Source organism: Bradyrhizobium australiense (genome assembly GCF_013114825.1).
Classification (GTDB): domain Bacteria; phylum Pseudomonadota; class Alphaproteobacteria; order Rhizobiales; family Xanthobacteraceae; genus Bradyrhizobium; species Bradyrhizobium australiense.
In genome coordinates this window covers 167,101-184,112 of sequence record NZ_JAAVLX010000005.1, presented here as the reverse complement: position 1 = coordinate 184,112, position 17,012 = coordinate 167,101, and the positions used below count along the sequence as shown (strand labels likewise).

Below are 17,012 nucleotides of genomic sequence, written 5' to 3'. Positions count from 1 at the left end.
ACCTACTCCAGAACCGTCGCGCCAAACCGATAACGCTAGACCTGCAACAACGCGTCGAACATCTGCTTGACAGTCGACATCACCCGCGCGTTTGCCGCATACGCATTCTGCAACGACAGCAAATGCGCCATCTCTTCGTCGATGTTGACGCCGGACTGGCTGTTGAACTTCTGCTGCAGCGTACTCAGCACCACGTCCTGACCGTCGGCGATCTGCTTGGCGGTGTCCGCCGCCTGGCCCTGGGCGCTGGCGATCTGCTGCGAGAAATTCGACAGCGTCGCCTGGAACGGTAACGTCGAGGTACCGAAGCCGGTCGACGGCGAATACAGCGACTTGCCGGCGGTGAGCTGCTGGTAAAGGAAATCCGGTCGCTTGGTGTCGCCGGACGGCGTCGTCGCGTTGTACTGCACCAGCTTCGCCGGATCACCCACGATCTGGCTGTTCACCCGGATGCGAGCCGCGAGCCCCACCGACTGCTGGCCCGCCGCGGTGATCGCGCCGGTATAAAGGCTGTTGCCGTCGGTGAACAACGGCACCTCGCCGCTGCCGCCCAGCAGCGATGATGTGGTCGACGTCACGGAGGCGGCGTTCACGGTCGCGGTTCCGACGCCGTTGTCGAGCACCCGCAGCGTCGAGCCAGCGTTGGAGAATTGCAGGCCGGCCGAGCCGAGTGCCGCATTGAGTTGGCTCGTCACCGAAGCCATGCCGGCGGAGAAATCGATGCCGATCACCTGATCGTTGGGATCGGTGGTGGCGTTGTTGGACAAGGGCAGCACCGACGGATCGTCGACCCGCACCAGCGACAGCTGATGCTGGACGTTGCCGACATCCGTGTAGGTGAGATGGATTACATTGCCGGTCTGCAGGCCGGACAGATCGAGATCGAAGCCGTTCGACGCCCCCGAACTCACCGCAGTTCCCGCCGTGGTCTTGTCGGACAGCAGGCTCGACATGTTGGCGGCAAACTGATCAAGCTGGGTTTGCGCCTGCACCAGCGTTTTGTCGCGCAGCTCGAGATAGCCGGCGATGGTGCCGGAGCGGATCGAATTGGTCTGAATCAGGTTGAGCGAACCGCCGTTCGGGAAGTGGAGCGTGAGGGTACCGAGTGTGCTCTTGGTCGGATCGGCGTCCCACTGGGTGTTCGGTGTCACCGTGCCTTGCGGATTAAACGACAGCGTCGAGGCCTCGGCACCGACTAGTTGCACGCCCGAATTGGTGAAGACCTGGATTTGATTGTTGCCGCTGTCGATGACGCGAATGTCCATCAGTTGCGACAACTGGTCGACATACTGGTCGCGCTGGTCCTTCAGGGCTGCGGCCGCAGCATCGGTGGTATCGCCGCTAGCAAGCTGGGTGTTGAGATTGACGATCTGCTGCATCGCCGTATTGGCGGTGTTGACCGCCGAATTGAGCCCGGATTCCGCCTGGCTGCGCAGCGACTGGATGCCGCCCGACATGCTGTTGAGCTGCTGCGTCAGCGACTGAGCGGCATTGAGCACGCCGATCCGTGCCGACTGGCTGTCGGAGCTGGTCGATAGGCCCTGCACCGCGGTGACCAGATTGTTGAACGCGATTTCCAGCGTTCCGGTGCCGCCGGGGGTGCCGTAGATCGACTGCAGGCTACTCAGGATCGAGGAGCGCAGGTCGGCGTACGACGCCCCGGACTGCTCGGTGCGGATCTGCTGCTGCAGATACAGGTCGAGTTCGCGATTGACACCGGTGATGCTGACGCCGGCGCCGATCGAACCGGAGGACGTCTGGACCTGGTTGACGGTCTTGCGGATATAACCCGGCGTGTCGGAATTGGCGACGTTCGACGAGGTCAGCGACAGCGCGAGCTGGTTGGCGCGCAACCCCGACATGGCAATTGAGAGGGCTTGACTGAGACTCATGACAAACTGCTCGTTTCAATTCCCTGTCGGATCAGACCGTCCATGTGCGCGACCTATCGCAGCACGTTCAGCAGATCCTGAACCATCGAGTTGGATGTGGTGATCACCTTCGTGTTGGCTGAATAAGCCTGTTGGGTGACAATCAACTTGGTGAACTCGTCGGCGATGTCGGTGTTGGAGCTTTCCAGCGACGAGCCGACGATCGTCCCGCCACTGCCGAACAGCGCCTGGCCGGACTGGTCCGTCGCCTCGAACGCGCCGCCGTCGATGCGTTTGAGGAAGTTGGTGCCGTTGAAGGTTGCGACCGATATCTGCGCAAGGTCGATGTTGCGGCCGTTGGAATAGTTGCCGACCACCCGGCCGTTCTGGCCGATCGACACGGTCTGCAGCGATCCGGCCGGAAAGCCGTCCTGCTGGATCTGGTTGACCTTCACGTTGCCGTTGGCATCGGCGAACTGGGTGACGCCGCCGGCGCCGAAGTTGATCGAGATATTGCCGAGCGGCACGCCGCCAATGGTCGGCGCCGTCAGGGTGATGCCGGCGATCGCCGGCGTCATCTGGCCGTTCGGCGAGAAGGTGAAGTCGGTATTGACGTTCTGCCAGGCGAGGTCGGTGCCGGTGGCGCTGGAGTTGACCTGGTAGAACATGTTCCAGGTATCGGTGTGGCCGGCGCCGAGCGATGAACTGTCAACCTTGGCCCAGCGCAGTTGCAGACTGACCGGCGAGCCGGAGATGTCGTAGGCCGTCACGGCTCCGCCGCTGACGGATTCGTTGATGAAGGCCTGCAGATCGCTGCCGAGCACCTGTCCGGTGCCGGCAGTGCCGCCTCCGGTGCGCGGCACATTCACGGGCGCGGTCAGGCCGAGGGCCCCAAATGCAGTAGTATTGGAGGTGGTGACCGTGAGGTTGGCGGCGGTGCCGCTATGCAGCGTGATCGCACCGCCGCTGATCGTCGGCGCCACACCAGTGATTGCTTGGATATTTGCCAACAGATCCTGGATGGTGCCGGTGGTGAGATTGATTTCGTTGGTGGCCAGATTGGTTGGAGTGTTGACGATGGTGATCGCGGTGCCGTCCACCGTAATCGTATCTCCGAGGACGAAATTGGTCGTGAGCGAATCCGTGTTTGTGCCGCCGTTCAGCAGGGTTGATCCCGTGATGGGGGTTGGCGTGCTCAGCTTGTTGTTCTTGGCGGCGCCCGTGATCGTTGCGTCGCCATAAGGCGTGGCAGGCGTGCCGAGCGTGCGCGGATTGCCGGACGCGAAATCCGCCGGCTGCAGCAGTTCCGACCCCGGAATCGAATTGTCGTGCTTGGTGGTCAGCGGATAGCTCGCCAGGTTGGCGCGATAGCTCACCACCGATGTCGGCACAGCCGGCAGGAAGTCGTTGGCGAATTTCAGCACCTGCGGCACGCTGCCGGTCATGTTGCCGGTCGCCGGATCGATCGGAACGCCCTCGACATAATAGCCCGCGCCGTTGACCAGGTAACCGTTCTTGTCGAGCGCAAAGTCGCCGCGGCGGGTGTAATTGTCGACGCCCGAAAACACCGGTTGGTTGTCGCTGAAGCTGCCCGGCTTCTGCACCACGAAGAAGCCGTTGCCGTTGATCGCCATATAGGTGGAGACCGACGCGGCCTGCACGTCGCCCTGCACGGTGTTGGTCTCACGCGATGCGGTGGTGACGCTGCCGGCGAGCTGATTGTTGACGCCGGTGTCCGGGATCAGATCGAGGAAGCTGGTGTCGATCCGCTTGAAGGCAGTGGTCTGCGAGTTGGCGATGTTGCCGGAGATGTTTTCCAGCGCATAGGACTGCGCGCGCAGGCCCGCGACAGAGGTCGTAAGAGCGCCGAAGATACCCATGACATTTTCTCCAAATTCGATCCGGGCGGCTCGCCGGTCCACGTAAGCCCAGGCCGCGTCGGGAGAAGATGTCGCAAGCGTTGTGCCAAACTACAAAACCAATTGAAATCAGCCCTTTATGAAAAAAGCCCCGGTCCAAAGACCGGGGCACATTTGCCGGGCGGGCAACAATTGCCGAGCGGCGCCGTTACGAAGCCGACGGCCCCGCCGGGTGGAACACCAGCCCAAACCCGTCGATGCAATAGCGCAAGCCGGTCGGTTTTGGCCCATCGTCGAAGACGTGACCGAGGTGGCCGCCGCAGCGGCGGCAATGCACTTCGGTGCGCAGCATGCCGAAAGTGCGGTCCTCGGTCTTGCCCAGCGCATTATCGAGCGGCTGCCAGAAGCTCGGCCAGCCGGTGCCGCTGTCATATTTGGTATCCGAGGAGAACAGCGGCAGGTCGCAACCGGCGCAGGCGAAGATGCCCTTGCGTTTTTCCTTCAGGAGCGGGCTCGAGCCCGGCCGCTCGGTGCCATGCTTGCGCAGGATTTCATACTGCTGCGGCGTGAGCTGGGCACGCCATTCGGCGTCGGTCTTTTCCACCTCGAATTTCTCGGCGGCTTGCGCCGGCGTGGTGCGCAGCCAGCGGAAAGCGGCCAGGCCAAACAGGCCGGCTACGGATGCGAGCAGGATACGGCGGTCGAACATGGAAGTCTCCGTGCGAGGCGGGCCTAACGGTTCGCCATCAAGTACGGCCCCGAAGCGCCGAAGTTACACCGATCCGTCTCGGACTTTCTCACTTTCCTGCGAGGGAGCGACCGGCATCCCGCCGTCCCGGGCCTCTGCCGGCCGCGGTGGCTGTGGACGCAAGGCGCGCGGCGCGACCGCCGGACGGAGCGGCGGCCTGGTTCCGGCCTGCCGGTTGGCCTCCACCAATCGCGCCTCGCGCACACGTTCCCGGGCGCGGGCGCCTTCGCGGTAACGGGCCAGAGCGCCCGCTGCAGCGGAATGGCCCCGCCCCCACAGACCGATCAAATGGCCGGCGACGCGGCCGGTGGCGCCGCCTGCCCAGACCAATTCGAATGGCGAGAACAGTTTCCAGCGGTCCTCGCCCCACAGGATGCTGCGCGCGATGACCTGCCCCGCCATCGCCGACGTGTTCAGCCCGTGGCGGCCGAAGCCGCTGGCGACCCACAGCCCTTTGCGAAGTTGGCCGATCTGCGGCATGCCGTGCACGGTCACCCCGACCGCGCCGCCGAACACGTCAGCAATCGGGACTTTGCCGAGCCTTGGGAAGATCGTGGCAATGCGGCGCTGAATGACGGGTGCAAAGCGGCGCGGCCGCGCTTCCCAGGTGGTTTCCGGGCTCGCCCACATCAGCCGGTCGCCGTCGACGATTCGGAAATGATCGATGCCGTCGCTGTCGGCCACCGAGCCCTTGAAGGCGATCACCTCGCCGAGGCGCTCGCCGAGCGGCTCCGTCACCGCGGCATAGCGCCAGACCGGCAGCAGCGTCTCCGACAGGCGCCGCAACGGCGCGCCGAGATGAACATTGCCGGCCAGCACAATGTGCGAGGCACGCAGCCGCGCCGACGGCGTTACGATGCGCTTGCGAATGCCCGACGGATCAATGCTGACAACGGGAGTATCCTCAAAAATGCGCGCGCCCGCCCGCCTCGCCTGCGCGGCAAGGCCGTGGATGTATTTGTAGCCGTCGATCTGGAATGCGCGCGGATAATAAATGCCGTGGAAATAGCGTGCCGTCCCGAGCTGATCGCGAACGCGATCGACCTGCCATCCCTCGACTGCGGTCTCGAAATCCTCGCTCAGCGTCTGCAGCCGGCTGATCAGCGTCTCGCCGACATCGACGTTGGAGACCTCCAGCGCGCCTTCAGTGAGCGCAATTCCCGGCATCGCCTCTTCGGTGGCGGCGGCGCGAACATAATCGGCGCCCTCCTTCGACAGCGCCCACAATTCGCGCGCGTCTTCGATGCCGACGCGCTCGATCAGGTCGCCGATCGGAAGGCTGTAGCCCGGCATGACCGTGCCGAGTTGATGGCCGGATGCGTTCCAGCCGACATGCCGGCCTTCCAGCACGGCCACGCTGGCGCCAAGGCGCGCGGCCTCCAACGCTACCGTAAGACCGGCAAGTCCGGCTCCCACCACGCAAATGTCGACATCCAGGTCGAACGAAAGACGCGAGCGCAAAGGGGCGTCGTGGGGACCGTTGGTCGCACTTGAGAAAGTCTCGAGCATGGCGTTTCTTACGGGCGGCTGCAGCGCTTGTCACCCTTTCCCAGACATGAGCTTGTAGATTAGTCCAGACTAAGACCGAATCGAGATCGCGCCCATGCGCCGTTTGATGCTGCTGCGTCACGCCAAGACCGAACACGACGCGCCTTCGGGCCATGACCAGGACCGCCGTCTCGACGAGCGCGGCCGGCTGGACGCCGCAGCAATCGGAACCTGGATCGGCCGGCATCCGCCCTTTCCCGATGCCGTTCTGGTTTCGACCGCGGTGCGGGCGCAACAGACCTGGGAAATCGCACGCGATGCGATGAAGGACGCAGTGCGGGAACGGCGGCCGCAGCCGCAGGTCGAGCTGCTCGACGAGCTCTACGGCGCCGAGCCGACGCAGCTCCTGCGGACCATCCGCATGGCCGAGGCCACCAACCCCGCGCGCCTGATGCTGATCGGCCACAATCCCGGCATGCATGAGCTGGCGTTGATGCTCGCCGGCAGCGGCGACGGGGCGGCGAAGAAGGCGCTCGAGGACAATCTGCCGACCGCGGGACTGGCGATCCTCGACTTTGCGACCGACGACTGGAGCGAGGTGGCGTTCCGCCGCGGCAAGCTCGTACGCTTCACCAGCCCGAAATTGCTGAAGCAGGCGCTGGACGATTGAGGCGCGCGGACATCCAAGCTCGCCCATGCTAAGCTCGCCACGACACTGTTTTCGAGCGAATTAAGAACAAGTTCGCGTAAAAGAAAACGTGTCAAAAACAATGGGCTGGAATCCGGTTCTGACAAATCAGAACCGGACGGGTTGCAGCGGGAGGCTCCGATGTTCAAGTCGATTCTCGTGCCGATCGATCTGGCCGATACCGATCTGGCCAAGCCCGCGATCGCGACCGCGGCAACGCTGTCGCAAACCTGGAGCGGCTCGGTACGACTGCTCAACGTTTTGCCGATGACGCCGGTGATGCTGGCGGAATATGTCCCGGCCGATTTCGACGCCCAGCAGCGCGCAACCTCGGAGGAAGCGCTCGCAATCGTGGCAAGGGAATCCGGCATCGCCGCGCCACGCATTTCTATCGCAGTGCGCCAAGGCGGCATCTATCACGAGATCCTCGAAGAGGCGGCGGCGATCAAGGCCGACCTGATCGTGATGACCTCGCATCGCCCGGCGATGCGGACCTATTTTCTCGGCTCCAACGCCGGCCATGTCGTGCGCTATGCCAAGTGCTCGGTGCTGGTGGTCCGGCACTGAGGAGATAACGGCGCCGCCTAACCGCGACGCCGCCATCTTACATCATCCGCCCGTACATCGGATCGATCATGCCGCGCACGGCCGATTCGATTTGGCTGCGCTCGACGCCGATGTCGCGAAGCGCGCGATCGTCAAGTTCGCTGAGCGTTTTGACGGCTTCTCGATGCGCAAAATAGGTGACGACGCCGTTCACCCAGCGTCCGAGCAGGCCGAAAAATCCGACCGGGCCCTTCCGGGAAACAGGCTGACCTGCCGTCTGGGATATCGTCGTCATCGTTCTTCTCCTTGCTTTCACGCGGCAAACCGCTGCCGCCGGCCCAAACGCTTGCGAGAGCGCTTGCACCCTAATGGACCGATTGTTTGCACCCCTCTCAGTGCAATCTCTGGCTTGATGGTCCCAAAATGATCCGATACATTTCTCGGTGCAAGGAAAACATTGCTCTCGGTGCAATAATGTCGAAGTTCGAGTACCTGAAGCTTGCCGATACCGTCGCGGCCGAGATCGCCAATGGCGCGCTCAAGCCCGGCGACCGCCTGCCGCCGCAGCGCAGCTTCGCCTATCAGCGCAAGATTGCGGTCTCGACCGCGAGCCGCGTCTATACCGAGTTGTTGCGCCGCGGCCTCGTGGTCGGCGAAGTCGGGCGCGGCACATTCGTTTCAGGCGAGACGCGGCGCGGTATCGCCATGCCGACTGAGCCGCGCGGCGCGCGTATCGATCTGGAAGTGAACTATCCGATACTGCCGACGCAATCGGTGATGATCGCAAGAAGCCTTGCAGGGCTGGAGCGTCCCGAAGTGCTCGATCTCGCCTTGCGGCACTCGACCACGACCGGCACGCTGGCGGCGCGGACCATTTCCGCCGAGTTTCTTTCCCGCGAAGACTGGTCTCCGGCCCCCGATCAACTCGTCTTCACCGCGAACGGCAGGCAATGCATCGCCTCCGCGCTTGCGGCGATGGTGCCGAGCGGCGGCCGCTGCGGCGTCGAGGCTTTGACCTATCCTTTCATCAAGGACATCGCCGCCCGGCTTGGCATTACGCTGGTGCCGCTTGCGATGGACGAGAACGGCGTTCGCCCGGACGCGGTGCAGAAAGCCCACCGCGAAGCGCATTTGTCGGCGCTGTACGTTCAGCCGACGATTCAAAATCCGCTCGGCATGACCATGCCAGCGGCGCGCCGCGCCGATTTGCTGCGCGTTGTCGAGAAGCTTGGTCTCACCGTCATCGAGGATACGGTCTACGGCTTTCTCGACGAAGAAACACCGATGGCCGCGCTGGCGCCGGATAGCTGCATCACCTTGGACAGCCTGTCAAAGAAGGTAGCGCCCGGCTTGGCCCTCGGCTTCATCGTTTCGCCGCCGCGGCTGCGCGAGCGCATCATGGCCGCAGTTCGATCGGGTGGATGGACCGCTTCCGGATTCGCATTTGCCGCCGGACAGCGGCTGATGGCAGATGGCACCGTTGCCGAACTGTCGCGCCTGAAACGGATCGACGCGGCACGGCGCCAGCAGATGGCGGCCAAATACCTCGCCGGATTCGAGGTTCAGGCCAACGTCAAATCCTATCATCTCTGGCTGACCTTGCCCCACCACTGGCGCTCGCAGACATTCGTCGCGGCCGCAGCCCGGCGCGATATCGCGCTGACGCCTTCGACCACCTTCGCGGTGAGTCCAGGCCACGCCCCCAACGCCGTCCGCCTGGCGCTCGGCGCCCCCAGCACCGAACAGCTCGATCTGGCGCTGCGAACATTGTCGGGAATGCTGACGGCGAAAGAGGATGTCGATACGACCGAATAGAACTATCGGTCGCCTGCCCCGCTTGCCGGCCACTCCGCGATAAAGCCCTTCGCCTTGTACGGCTCGATCTTGTCCCATTCGTGGAGCATGCGGCGGCTGAACTCGGCGTCTGTGTGCCAAAGCGCCCGCGGCGTTTCGAAACTGTCGACCATGACCAGCATCTTCTCCACTTCCGGCCAGTGCCGATGCAGCGTCATCGGATAGCGGCGCGCCGTCCAGGTATTGCCGAGACAGATCACGCTACGGATGTTGGCGAGGCCTAGCGCGGCGTCGATGATCGGCAGCGAGAAGATAACGTTTTCGCCGGTGTTCGTCGCGCGGTCCTCTCTCAGGATGATGTCGGCTGGAACGCCCCGCCCGATCATCGCACCCGCAATGACCTCGCATTCCGACAGATCCGATCCCGGCGTCACGCCGCCGCTCACGATCGTCCAGCGAAAATATCCGTCGCGCCACAGCTTGCAGGCTTGATCGACGCGCTCCTCAACATCCTCGCGCGTGCCGAACACGAACAGCAGATCGGCCGGCCGTAACGGTGTCTCTATCAGATGCCGCGCGTTGATCGCGGCAATTTCGGCCTCGGTTGGCGATCGCCAGTTTCGATCCATCACGGCAGTTCGTCTGACATCGGAAGCGGTCCGGTGATCATGCCGTGCGTCACGCGTCCGGCGAAGTCACATTTCATTTCGCCGGATTGCGAGGCGGCGCCGGCAACAACGTCTCGGGCAGCTCATCGAACGTGTAGAGCCGCGGCTTGTTGCGCCAGATGAAGCCGCCCATCTGCCACCCAAACAGGGCGGCGAACCCGACCAGAAACAGGGCGCCGGCGAATTCACCCGTAGCGACCGCGCGCGCGAGCAATCCTGCGATCGCGATCGCGACCAGCGCCAGCAGCAGACAGCCGCCGGCATAGGTCAGCGGCCCGATGCCGCCGACCAGCGCGATCCTGCCCTGTGCGGCCCTCAGGCGCGCGTGCAACAGCTCGATGAAGGCGCGGTAATCGCGGTCCTGCGGCGCCATCAGCGCAACCGTCTGCCAGCTCGTCGAAAAAATCGCGATGCTCTGGCCGCTCTTGTGCTCGATATCGGCACGGAAGCGGCGCGACTGCATCGACACCGGCCGGTAGGACAGGCGCACGGCGGCGATGTCGGCATAGGGCCACATCCCCGATTTTCCCCTCGCCTCCCACGACAGGCCTTGTTCAGTCAGCTCAAATTCATGCGCCGATCCGATCAGCGATGCCTTGTAGGCGTAGCGAGTCCCGAGCGTGCTCTCGCCTGCTGTCGTTGGCTGTTCCGGTCGTGCGGTGGACAATCCAAAAATCCCGTTGTCGGTTGAGGCCGGCCTGCTTGCGCGGCGAGCCGGCTTTACCTTACAAGCGGGCCATGGCCGATACGACTTATTTCCCGCGTCGCCTGATCCTGGCCGGCGCGATTGTTTCCGGAGTGCTGCTGGCGCTGGCCGTGCACATGCTGGGTGCAGGTTACGGGCTCGATCTCGGCGGCCTGTGGCGAACAAATACGGGCGAATTCATGCCCGCGGGCGCGGCAATCGCGTGGTGGCTGATCGCGACCGTGGGCTTTTCCGGCGGCTATTTTACCGCCAACCTGATGCACAGCGCGGCCTCGGGCCAAATTCCGCAGCGGATGCGACAGTTCCTGATCGCAGTCGGCGTGCTGATCCTTGCCGGCGCCGGACAGGCCGCCTCGGCGCCGAGCCCGGTCCCGACCGTGTCGGGCGTGCTGGCCGGCCTTGCGGCCTTGTGCCTCGGCGCCGTGATGGCATTCTGCGGCGCGCATTTCGCGTTGCGCAAGGCTTAATGAAATAAGGCCTGACGAAACTAGGCGACGACCAGCGCCCGTGGCTTCGACAGCATCGTTTCCACCTCGGCCGCGGGACGCGGCGGGCTGAACAGATAGCCTTGCACCTGCGTGCAGCCTTCCTGGCGCAAGAGCTCGAACTGTGCGTCGGTCTCGACGCCTTCAGCCGTGGTAACAATACCTAGGCTCTTGCCGAGCCCGGTCACGGCGCGGACGATCGCCATCGAATCATCGCGCGTCGCCAGTTCGGTGACGAACGAGCGGTCGATCTTGATCTTGTCGAACGGGAAGCTGCGCAGGTAACTCAGGGACGAATATCCGGTTCCGAAGTCGTCGAGAGAAATCCGAACGCCAAAGCCGCGAAGCTCGTGCAGTACCGAAAGCGTCGCCTCGCTGTTCTGCAGCAACACCGATTCGGTGATCTCGAGCTCGAGCCGGTGCGCCGGAAGACCGGAGGCTTTCAGCGCCTCCTTCACCGTCGACACCAGACTGGGATTCTTGAACTGCACGGGCGAGAGATTGACGGCGACGCCGACCTCCCGCGACCAGCGGATCGCGTCGATGCAGGCCTGGCGCAACACCCACTCGCCGATCGGCACGACCAGGCCGGTTTCCTCCGCCAGCGGAATGAAATTGGCCGGAGAGATCATGCCGCGCAGGGAATGATTCCACCGCACCAGGGCTTCGAAAGCAACGACGACATCTTTGGCTACGTCGCGGATCGGCTGGTAATAGACCTCGAATTCTCCGCGCTGCAACGCCGCGCGCAAGTCGAGTTCCAAGAGCCGCCGGGCCTGCGCGCGGGCGTCCATCCCAGTCTCGAAGAAACGGTAGGTGCCGCGGCCGTCCTCCTTGGCGCGATAGAGCGCGAGGTCGGCCTTCTTGAGAAGTTCATCGGGATTCTTGCCGTCCTCCGGCGCCAGCGAAATGCCGATGCTGACCCCGATGACGAGCTGGTGGCCGGCAATCTCGTAGGGTGCGGAAACCTTCTCGACCACGTGGCTGGCGAGCAAGGCAACGGCGGACGGGTCGCAATCGTTGCAGAACTGCACGATCACGAATTCGTCCCCACCCAGCCTCGCCACCGTGTCATTCTCGGTGATGCATTCGCCGAGACGGCGGGAGACTTCCTTCAAGAGTGCATCGCCGACCGGATGACCGAGCGAATCATTGATGTCCTTGAAATGGTCGAGGTCGAGACAGAGCACCGCAAGCTGATCGCTGCGCTTGGCGAGCCGCAAGGCCTTCTCGAGTTGCTCGCGGAACAATGTCCGGTTTGGCAGATTGGTCAGCGCGTCATGGCGCGCCATGTGGGAAATCTGTTCCTGGGCAGCCTGCCATTCGGTGATGTCCTCGTAGGTAGCGACCCATCCGCCGCCCTTCATCGGGTGATCGACGACGCGAAGCGAACGTCCGTTGCGGCTCATCGTTCTGGTCACGCTGTTGCCGGCCTTGGCAGCAGCGATCACGCTGGCGACGAACTGATCGGGATCGCCGTCCCATCGATCAAGCGCCTTCTGCTGCCGGAGGACATCGAGCAGCAACCGACCCTGCAGAGTCATGCCGGTCCGTCCCATCATTTCGGCGTAGCGTTGGTTGAATAGCAGGATGCGGCCGTCCGCATCGAACATGCAAAGTCCCTGCGACATGTTGTCGAGTGCTGTATCGAGCAGGACTTTCTGCTGATGCAATTCGCCCTTGGCGCGGCGATCGATCATGGCCGCCAGCAGCGATAGCCCGAGGATGGCGAACGCTGCGACCGCGGTCAGGAAGGAAAGTGCGGTCGGCGAAATCGACAGCCCGTCGGTCCCGAGCGTCGGGTCTGGAATCAGCGTAACGGCGCCCATCGCCGTGAAATGATGCGAAACGATCGCAACCGTCAGCAGCCCGGTGGCGCCCAGGGTATGGGCGGGATCGTCGCGACGCACGGCAACAAGAAGCGCCATGGCCGCAAACACGCTGCCAAACACGATCGAGGCCGCAACGATGCCGGGCGACCATACGATGAACGCCGGAAGCTCGAGTGCCGCCATGCCGGTATAGTGCATCGCTGCGACGCCCGCGCCAATCACGGCGCCACCAATCGCAACCACCGGCCACCGTGCGCTCGACAGCGCAGTGCACAGACCGACGGCGACAATGCCTATCGCGAAGACCAGCGACAACAGCGTAACGGGAATGCTGTATCCGGCTCCGGCGCCGGGATCGTAGGCCAGCATCGCGACGAAATGGGTGGCCCAGATTCCACAGCCGCCGATCGTTGCGTCGAGACTGATCCAGATCGCGCGCGTACGGCCGCGCGAAGCCCTGGCACGATGAAACAGGCTGATGGCGACCGCGCTGGCCAGCCAGCAAATGGTGCCGGCAAGCACGACCAGGCGCCAGTCATGCTCGGAAGTGAGACAAGTTAGGACGCGATACATTACAGACCCCCGAAGGCCCGTAACAGCAGCCCTATTCGTATATTTGGAGTAACCACCGCGGTTTGGTTGCGCGGATGGTGAACAAAAGTTTTTGAAAGCTCAGCCGCAGATAAACCCTCGCCGATCGTTAATTCGCGTTATCCAAACATCCCGAATCCGCTGCGACAGGGCTGTTCGGCGAACTCGCTTCACGAATCGGGTCTACCGACCCTGGACAGGTTCGTCGACGTGCTCCAGAGGATGGCCACCGCAGCGGTCAACAAAACGCCCGCTGCAATCACCAGCGATGCGTGCAGGCCGGCCATGAACGCTGCAGATTGACCGACCAGAGATCCGAACAAGGCGACGCCGAGGACGCTGCCGGTCTGCCGGGTTGCGTTGAGCACGCCTGCAGCGATGCCCGCGCGCGATTTCTCCACGCTGCCGAGCAGCGTCGATGTCAACGGCGGCACCAGCAACCCGAGACCAGTGCTCATCGCAATCAGCTGCAGGCAAATCGCCCAGTAGCTCGTATCGGCCGCGATACCGAGTGTCGCGACGCATCCGGCCGCGGAGAGCACCGCACCGGCGGCAATGGTCGCGGGCGCTCCGACATATTCGGTAACGCGGGGGGCGATCAGATTCACGGGCAGCACCGCACCCATCATTGGCACGAACGCGAGCCCGGTTTCGAACGGAGACAATCCATTGATCTGCTGGAAATAGAGGCTGAGCACGAAGATCAAGCCATAGATCGCGACGTTGACAAGGAGGCCGATCAGCGACGTCAGTGCGAACATCCGGTTCTTGAACAGCCGCAGCGGCAGCATGGGTTGTGGCGCGCGCGCTTCCCGCCAGACAAACAGCACCGCAAAAATCGCAAACACTGCAAACCCAGCGATGACGAACGGACTGCTCCATCCGAGCGACCCGCCCTCGATAATCGCACCGGCGAGAAAACCGAGTGCCGCGACCGCGGTGACCTGACCCGGCAAGTCGATCCCGCGCTGCGCAGATCGCGTGGTCTCGCCGGCAAAGCGCCACGCCAGCCAGAGGCCCGCAAGGCCGATCGGCAGATTGACGAGGAAGATCGAGCGCCAGCCAACCAGCGTTATCAAGCCACCGCCGACAAATGGCCCGGCCGTCAGCGCAACGCTTGCGCCGGCGGCCCAGATACCGACCGCACGTCCGCGAGCTTTTTCGTCGGCATAGGCATGACTGAGCAGCGCCAACGAGTTCGGCACCAGAATGGCGGCCGCCAGGCCCTGGACACAGCGCGCGGAGATCAGGGCCGCCGCATTGGGCGCCAGTGCGCAGGCAACGGAGGCTGCCGTAAACAGCGCAAAACCCGCGATGAATATCCGCTTGGCGCCGATCCGATCGCCCAGCGCGCCCGCCGTCAAGATGAAGGCCGCAAAAGCGATGGTGTAGGCGCTCACCACCCATTGCAATTCGGCGACGCCGCCGCCAAGCGAGGTTCCGATGGCATTGAGCGCGGTGTTGACGATGGTGACGTCGAGTTGAACCACGCCATAGCCGAGACTCATCGCCGCGAGCGTCAGCGATGTGGCCAACCTCGACGGCGCAGGACCAGATCCCCGGCGATCGATGCCGCAAGCCGGCTTGTATGCGAGGGGGATATTGCGCATGGATCTCCTCGGTCTTGGGATCCAACGCCACTCAAATCACGTTTGTTTCGACGTGATATTTCGGTAGATATCGAAGCATGCCTGCGGCCCGGCTTCCGCGGGAGGAAAAACGCCGCGCGAGCGCGGCGTTTTGCCTCAATTTGCCGATGATCAGCTTGCGGCGCGCAGGTTGACCTTGCCTTCCGCCAGCGAGGTCAGCTTCTTGTCGACCGTCTTTTCCTCGTCGAGCGTCTGCTGCAGAATGCTGGCGCAATCATTGCGGCCGAGCTGCCGCGCCCACGCGATCAGGCTACCGTAACGGGTGATTTCATAGTGCTCGGCAGCCTGGGCCGCATTGATCAGGGCTGCGTCCAACACGTCCTTGTCCACAATCTCGCCCGCAACATCATCGGCTTCCTCGATGATGCCGTCGATCGCCGGGCAATCGACTGCCTTCGCCTCGGTGCCGTGCATGCGGAATATCTCTTCGAGGCGCTGCACATGCGCCTTGGTTTCGTCGAGATGGCTCAAGAAGCCCTGTTTGAGCTGCTTATCGGTGGCCTTTCCGGCCATTTTTGGCAGTGCTTTCACGAGTTGCTTCTCAGCATAGTAGATATCCTGCAATTGATGGATGAACAGGTCGTTCATCGTCTTGATGTCTTTAGTGAACAGTCCCATTGCGGTTCTCCTTGTTTGGGAACACGCAGGCGCAGGCCGCGTGCCGGCCGAGCGCGCGCTTCATGTTCGATGCTGATTAAGGGCTAACTTGCTTGCGAAAAGGACGTTCCTGAAGGCCCCAAAAACGCCGCGATGGAACGGACGGAACGGCGCGGCAAAAAGAACCCGCGGAACGGACCTCGTTGCGACTCAAAATCGTTAACGCGGCGACATATGTATGGCGTATGACAAAGGCGGCGAACGACGCCAAAAGGCATGCTTGTCAAGGGCTGCACAACGGCCCGGTTTTGGCTTATGGGTTTCGCGCACGGTGCCTCTGACCGTCGACTGTCGCCCGTCGTGACAGGTCCCATCTTTACGTGTTGCCGCCCCGCCGGGAGGATGAATGCATCGGCTGCTGACCGCGCTCGGGCGTGGCTTCAAGGAAAAAATCGGCTGGAAACGGCTGGGGATCGCTGCGAGCCTCCTCATCATCGTCTTTGCGGTCACCACGCTGGTTCGCACCCTGAAGGGGGTGGACACCGGAATTATCCTGACCGCGCTGACCGAGATCGCACCGCATCGCATCGCGCTGGCTGCGCTGTGCGTGGTGGGGGCGTTTTGCACGCTGACCTTCTACGATTTCTTTGCCTTGCGAACCATCGCCAAGACGCACGTGCCCTATCGCATAGCCGCGATGTCGAGCTTCACCAGCTACACCATCGGCCACAATATCGGCGCGACGGTCTTTACCGGTGGCGCGATCAGGTTCCGGATCTATTCCGACTATGGCCTGACGGCAATCGATGTTGCAAAAATCTGCTTCCTCTCGGGCCTCACCTTCTGGCTCGGCAATCTCTTCGTGCTCGGCCTGGGGATGGCCTGGCATCCCGAGGCGGCATCGGCGATGGACCTGTTGCCGCCAGCAATGAACCGCTTGATCGCGATCGGCTGCCTTGCCGGCATCGCCGCCTATTTCGTCTGGCTATTGATGGGTGAGGGCCGCCGCGAACTCGGCCAGAACGGCTGGAAGGTCGTGTTGCCCTCCGCCCGGCTGACGCTGCTGCAAGTCCTGATCGGCGTCGTCGATCTCGGCTTCTGCGCGCTGGCGATGTATCTGTTGATGCCGATGACGCCGCACATCGATTTCGTTTCGCTGGCGGTGGTGTTCATCCTGGCAACGCTGCTCGGCTTCGCCAGCCATGCGCCCGGCAGCATCGGCGTGTTCGACGCGGCGATGCTGGTGGCGCTGCCGCAGTTCAGCAGGGAAGAGTTGCTGGCGACGCTGGTGGTGTTCCGGATCCTGTACTTCCTGATTCCCTTCGGCATCTCGATTTGGATCATGGGCACGCGCGAACTCTGGCTCAGCGTGCTGCAGCCCTGGCTGGAACGGCGCCGGCTCGGCGAAGCCTGTACAGCCAAGGCCCGGGTGCGACCACCGATCAAGGGCCGACAATCCTGAGGCTGGTAACGGCGTCGTTATCTGCGCC

The 17,012-nt window shown here is 63.2% G+C and carries 15 protein-coding genes; 5 read left to right on the top strand and 10 right to left on the bottom strand.

The window, feature by feature from the left end:
• Positions 1-35 precede the first annotated feature (35 nt).
• The 4 genes from flgK to HCN58_RS16965 form a co-directional block, all read right to left on the bottom strand.
• Positions 36-1,892: a flagellar hook-associated protein FlgK gene (gene flgK / locus HCN58_RS16980; RefSeq protein ID WP_171580546.1), complete on the bottom strand. Its 1,857-nt coding sequence runs from the start codon at positions 1,890-1,892 to the stop codon at positions 36-38.
• A 53-nt stretch (positions 1,893-1,945) separates the two neighbouring features.
• The gene (locus HCN58_RS16975) at positions 1,946-3,751 is read right to left on the bottom strand and encodes a flagellar hook protein FlgE (protein WP_171580545.1); all 1,806 of its coding nucleotides are present in this window, start codon (positions 3,749-3,751) and stop codon (positions 1,946-1,948) included.
• A 187-nt stretch (positions 3,752-3,938) separates the two neighbouring features.
• Positions 3,939-4,439 (bottom strand): peptide-methionine (R)-S-oxide reductase MsrB, encoded by a 501-nt coding sequence (gene msrB / locus HCN58_RS16970; RefSeq protein WP_171580544.1) that lies wholly within the window; start codon positions 4,437-4,439, stop codon positions 3,939-3,941.
• 63 nt (positions 4,440-4,502) lie between these two features.
• Positions 4,503-5,987, bottom strand: coding sequence for an NAD(P)/FAD-dependent oxidoreductase (locus tag HCN58_RS16965; protein WP_171580543.1), 1,485 nt, complete (start codon positions 5,985-5,987; stop codon positions 4,503-4,505).
• Between the two features lie 94 nt (positions 5,988-6,081).
• Between HCN58_RS16965 and HCN58_RS16960 the strand changes: the two genes are divergently transcribed.
• Positions 6,082-6,636 (top strand): SixA phosphatase family protein, encoded by a 555-nt coding sequence (locus HCN58_RS16960; protein ID WP_171580542.1) that lies wholly within the window; start codon positions 6,082-6,084, stop codon positions 6,634-6,636.
• 159 nt (positions 6,637-6,795) lie between these two features.
• Entirely contained in the window at positions 6,796-7,221 is a 426-nt protein-coding gene (locus tag HCN58_RS16955; protein WP_171580541.1) for a universal stress protein, read from the top strand.
• Positions 7,222-7,258: 37 nt separating this feature from the next.
• On the opposite strand, the gene HCN58_RS16950 is transcribed toward HCN58_RS16955, so the two are convergent.
• Entirely contained in the window at positions 7,259-7,495 is a 237-nt protein-coding gene (locus HCN58_RS16950) for a DUF1127 domain-containing protein (RefSeq protein WP_171580540.1), read from the bottom strand.
• A gap of 179 nt (positions 7,496-7,674) precedes the next feature.
• Here HCN58_RS16950 and HCN58_RS16945 point away from each other — a divergent pair, with 179 nt between their 5' ends.
• Positions 7,675-9,015, top strand: a complete 1,341-nt coding sequence (locus HCN58_RS16945) for an aminotransferase-like domain-containing protein (protein ID WP_171580539.1) — start codon at positions 7,675-7,677, stop codon at positions 9,013-9,015.
• Between the two features lie 2 nt (positions 9,016-9,017).
• Here HCN58_RS16945 and HCN58_RS16940 read toward each other — a convergent pair whose 3' ends face one another.
• Positions 9,018-9,623 carry a YdcF family protein gene (locus tag HCN58_RS16940; RefSeq protein ID WP_171580538.1) on the bottom strand — a complete coding sequence of 202 codons (606 nt, stop codon included), beginning with the start codon at positions 9,621-9,623 and terminating at the stop codon, positions 9,018-9,020.
• Between the two features lie 73 nt (positions 9,624-9,696).
• Positions 9,697-10,329, bottom strand: a complete 633-nt coding sequence (locus tag HCN58_RS16935; RefSeq protein WP_171580537.1) for a hypothetical protein — start codon at positions 10,327-10,329, stop codon at positions 9,697-9,699.
• Positions 10,330-10,400: 71 nt separating this feature from the next.
• On the opposite strand from HCN58_RS16935, the gene HCN58_RS16930 reads away from it, so the two are divergent.
• On the top strand, positions 10,401-10,835 hold the full coding sequence (locus HCN58_RS16930; protein WP_171580536.1) for a hypothetical protein: 435 nt from the start codon (positions 10,401-10,403) through the stop codon (positions 10,833-10,835).
• Between the two features lie 20 nt (positions 10,836-10,855).
• On the opposite strand, the gene HCN58_RS16925 is transcribed toward HCN58_RS16930, so the two are convergent.
• The 3 genes from HCN58_RS16925 to HCN58_RS16915 form a co-directional block, all read right to left on the bottom strand.
• Positions 10,856-13,258: an EAL domain-containing protein gene (locus HCN58_RS16925; protein ID WP_171580535.1), complete on the bottom strand. Its 2,403-nt coding sequence runs from the start codon at positions 13,256-13,258 to the stop codon at positions 10,856-10,858.
• A gap of 188 nt (positions 13,259-13,446) precedes the next feature.
• Complete coding sequence (locus tag HCN58_RS16920; protein ID WP_171580534.1) at positions 13,447-14,886, bottom strand: MFS transporter; 1,440 nt, start codon at positions 14,884-14,886, stop codon at positions 13,447-13,449.
• 150 nt (positions 14,887-15,036) lie between these two features.
• The gene (locus tag HCN58_RS16915; protein WP_171580533.1) at positions 15,037-15,543 is read right to left on the bottom strand and encodes a YciE/YciF ferroxidase family protein; all 507 of its coding nucleotides are present in this window, start codon (positions 15,541-15,543) and stop codon (positions 15,037-15,039) included.
• 385 nt (positions 15,544-15,928) lie between these two features.
• On the opposite strand from HCN58_RS16915, the gene HCN58_RS16910 reads away from it, so the two are divergent.
• On the top strand, positions 15,929-16,984 hold the full coding sequence (locus tag HCN58_RS16910) for a lysylphosphatidylglycerol synthase transmembrane domain-containing protein (protein WP_171580532.1): 1,056 nt from the start codon (positions 15,929-15,931) through the stop codon (positions 16,982-16,984).
• The last annotated feature ends 28 nt before the right edge of the window (positions 16,985-17,012 follow it).

What these genes read in the sequence shown, in the direction of transcription:
- flgK (WP_171580546.1), bottom strand. Translation starts at nt 1,892, where the DNA reads ATGAGTCTCAGTCAAGCCCTCTCAATTGCCATGTCGGGGTTGCGCGCC.
- HCN58_RS16975 (WP_171580545.1), bottom strand. Translation starts at nt 3,751, where the DNA reads ATGGGTATCTTCGGCGCTCTTACGACCTCTGTCGCGGGCCTGCGCGCG.
- msrB (WP_171580544.1), bottom strand. Translation starts at nt 4,439, where the DNA reads ATGTTCGACCGCCGTATCCTGCTCGCATCCGTAGCCGGCCTGTTTGGC.
- HCN58_RS16965 (WP_171580543.1), bottom strand. Translation starts at nt 5,987, where the DNA reads ATGCTCGAGACTTTCTCAAGTGCGACCAACGGTCCCCACGACGCCCCT.
- HCN58_RS16960 (WP_171580542.1), top strand. Translation starts at nt 6,082, where the DNA reads ATGCGCCGTTTGATGCTGCTGCGTCACGCCAAGACCGAACACGACGCG.
- HCN58_RS16955 (WP_171580541.1), top strand. Translation starts at nt 6,796, where the DNA reads ATGTTCAAGTCGATTCTCGTGCCGATCGATCTGGCCGATACCGATCTG.
- HCN58_RS16950 (WP_171580540.1), bottom strand. Translation starts at nt 7,495, where the DNA reads ATGACGACGATATCCCAGACGGCAGGTCAGCCTGTTTCCCGGAAGGGC.
- HCN58_RS16945 (WP_171580539.1), top strand. Translation starts at nt 7,675, where the DNA reads ATGTCGAAGTTCGAGTACCTGAAGCTTGCCGATACCGTCGCGGCCGAG.
- HCN58_RS16940 (WP_171580538.1), bottom strand. Translation starts at nt 9,623, where the DNA reads ATGGATCGAAACTGGCGATCGCCAACCGAGGCCGAAATTGCCGCGATC.
- HCN58_RS16930 (WP_171580536.1), top strand. Translation starts at nt 10,401, where the DNA reads ATGGCCGATACGACTTATTTCCCGCGTCGCCTGATCCTGGCCGGCGCG.
- HCN58_RS16925 (WP_171580535.1), bottom strand. Translation starts at nt 13,258, where the DNA reads ATGTATCGCGTCCTAACTTGTCTCACTTCCGAGCATGACTGGCGCCTG.
- HCN58_RS16920 (WP_171580534.1), bottom strand. Translation starts at nt 14,886, where the DNA reads ATGCGCAATATCCCCCTCGCATACAAGCCGGCTTGCGGCATCGATCGC.
- HCN58_RS16915 (WP_171580533.1), bottom strand. Translation starts at nt 15,543, where the DNA reads ATGGGACTGTTCACTAAAGACATCAAGACGATGAACGACCTGTTCATC.
- HCN58_RS16910 (WP_171580532.1), top strand. Translation starts at nt 15,929, where the DNA reads ATGCATCGGCTGCTGACCGCGCTCGGGCGTGGCTTCAAGGAAAAAATC.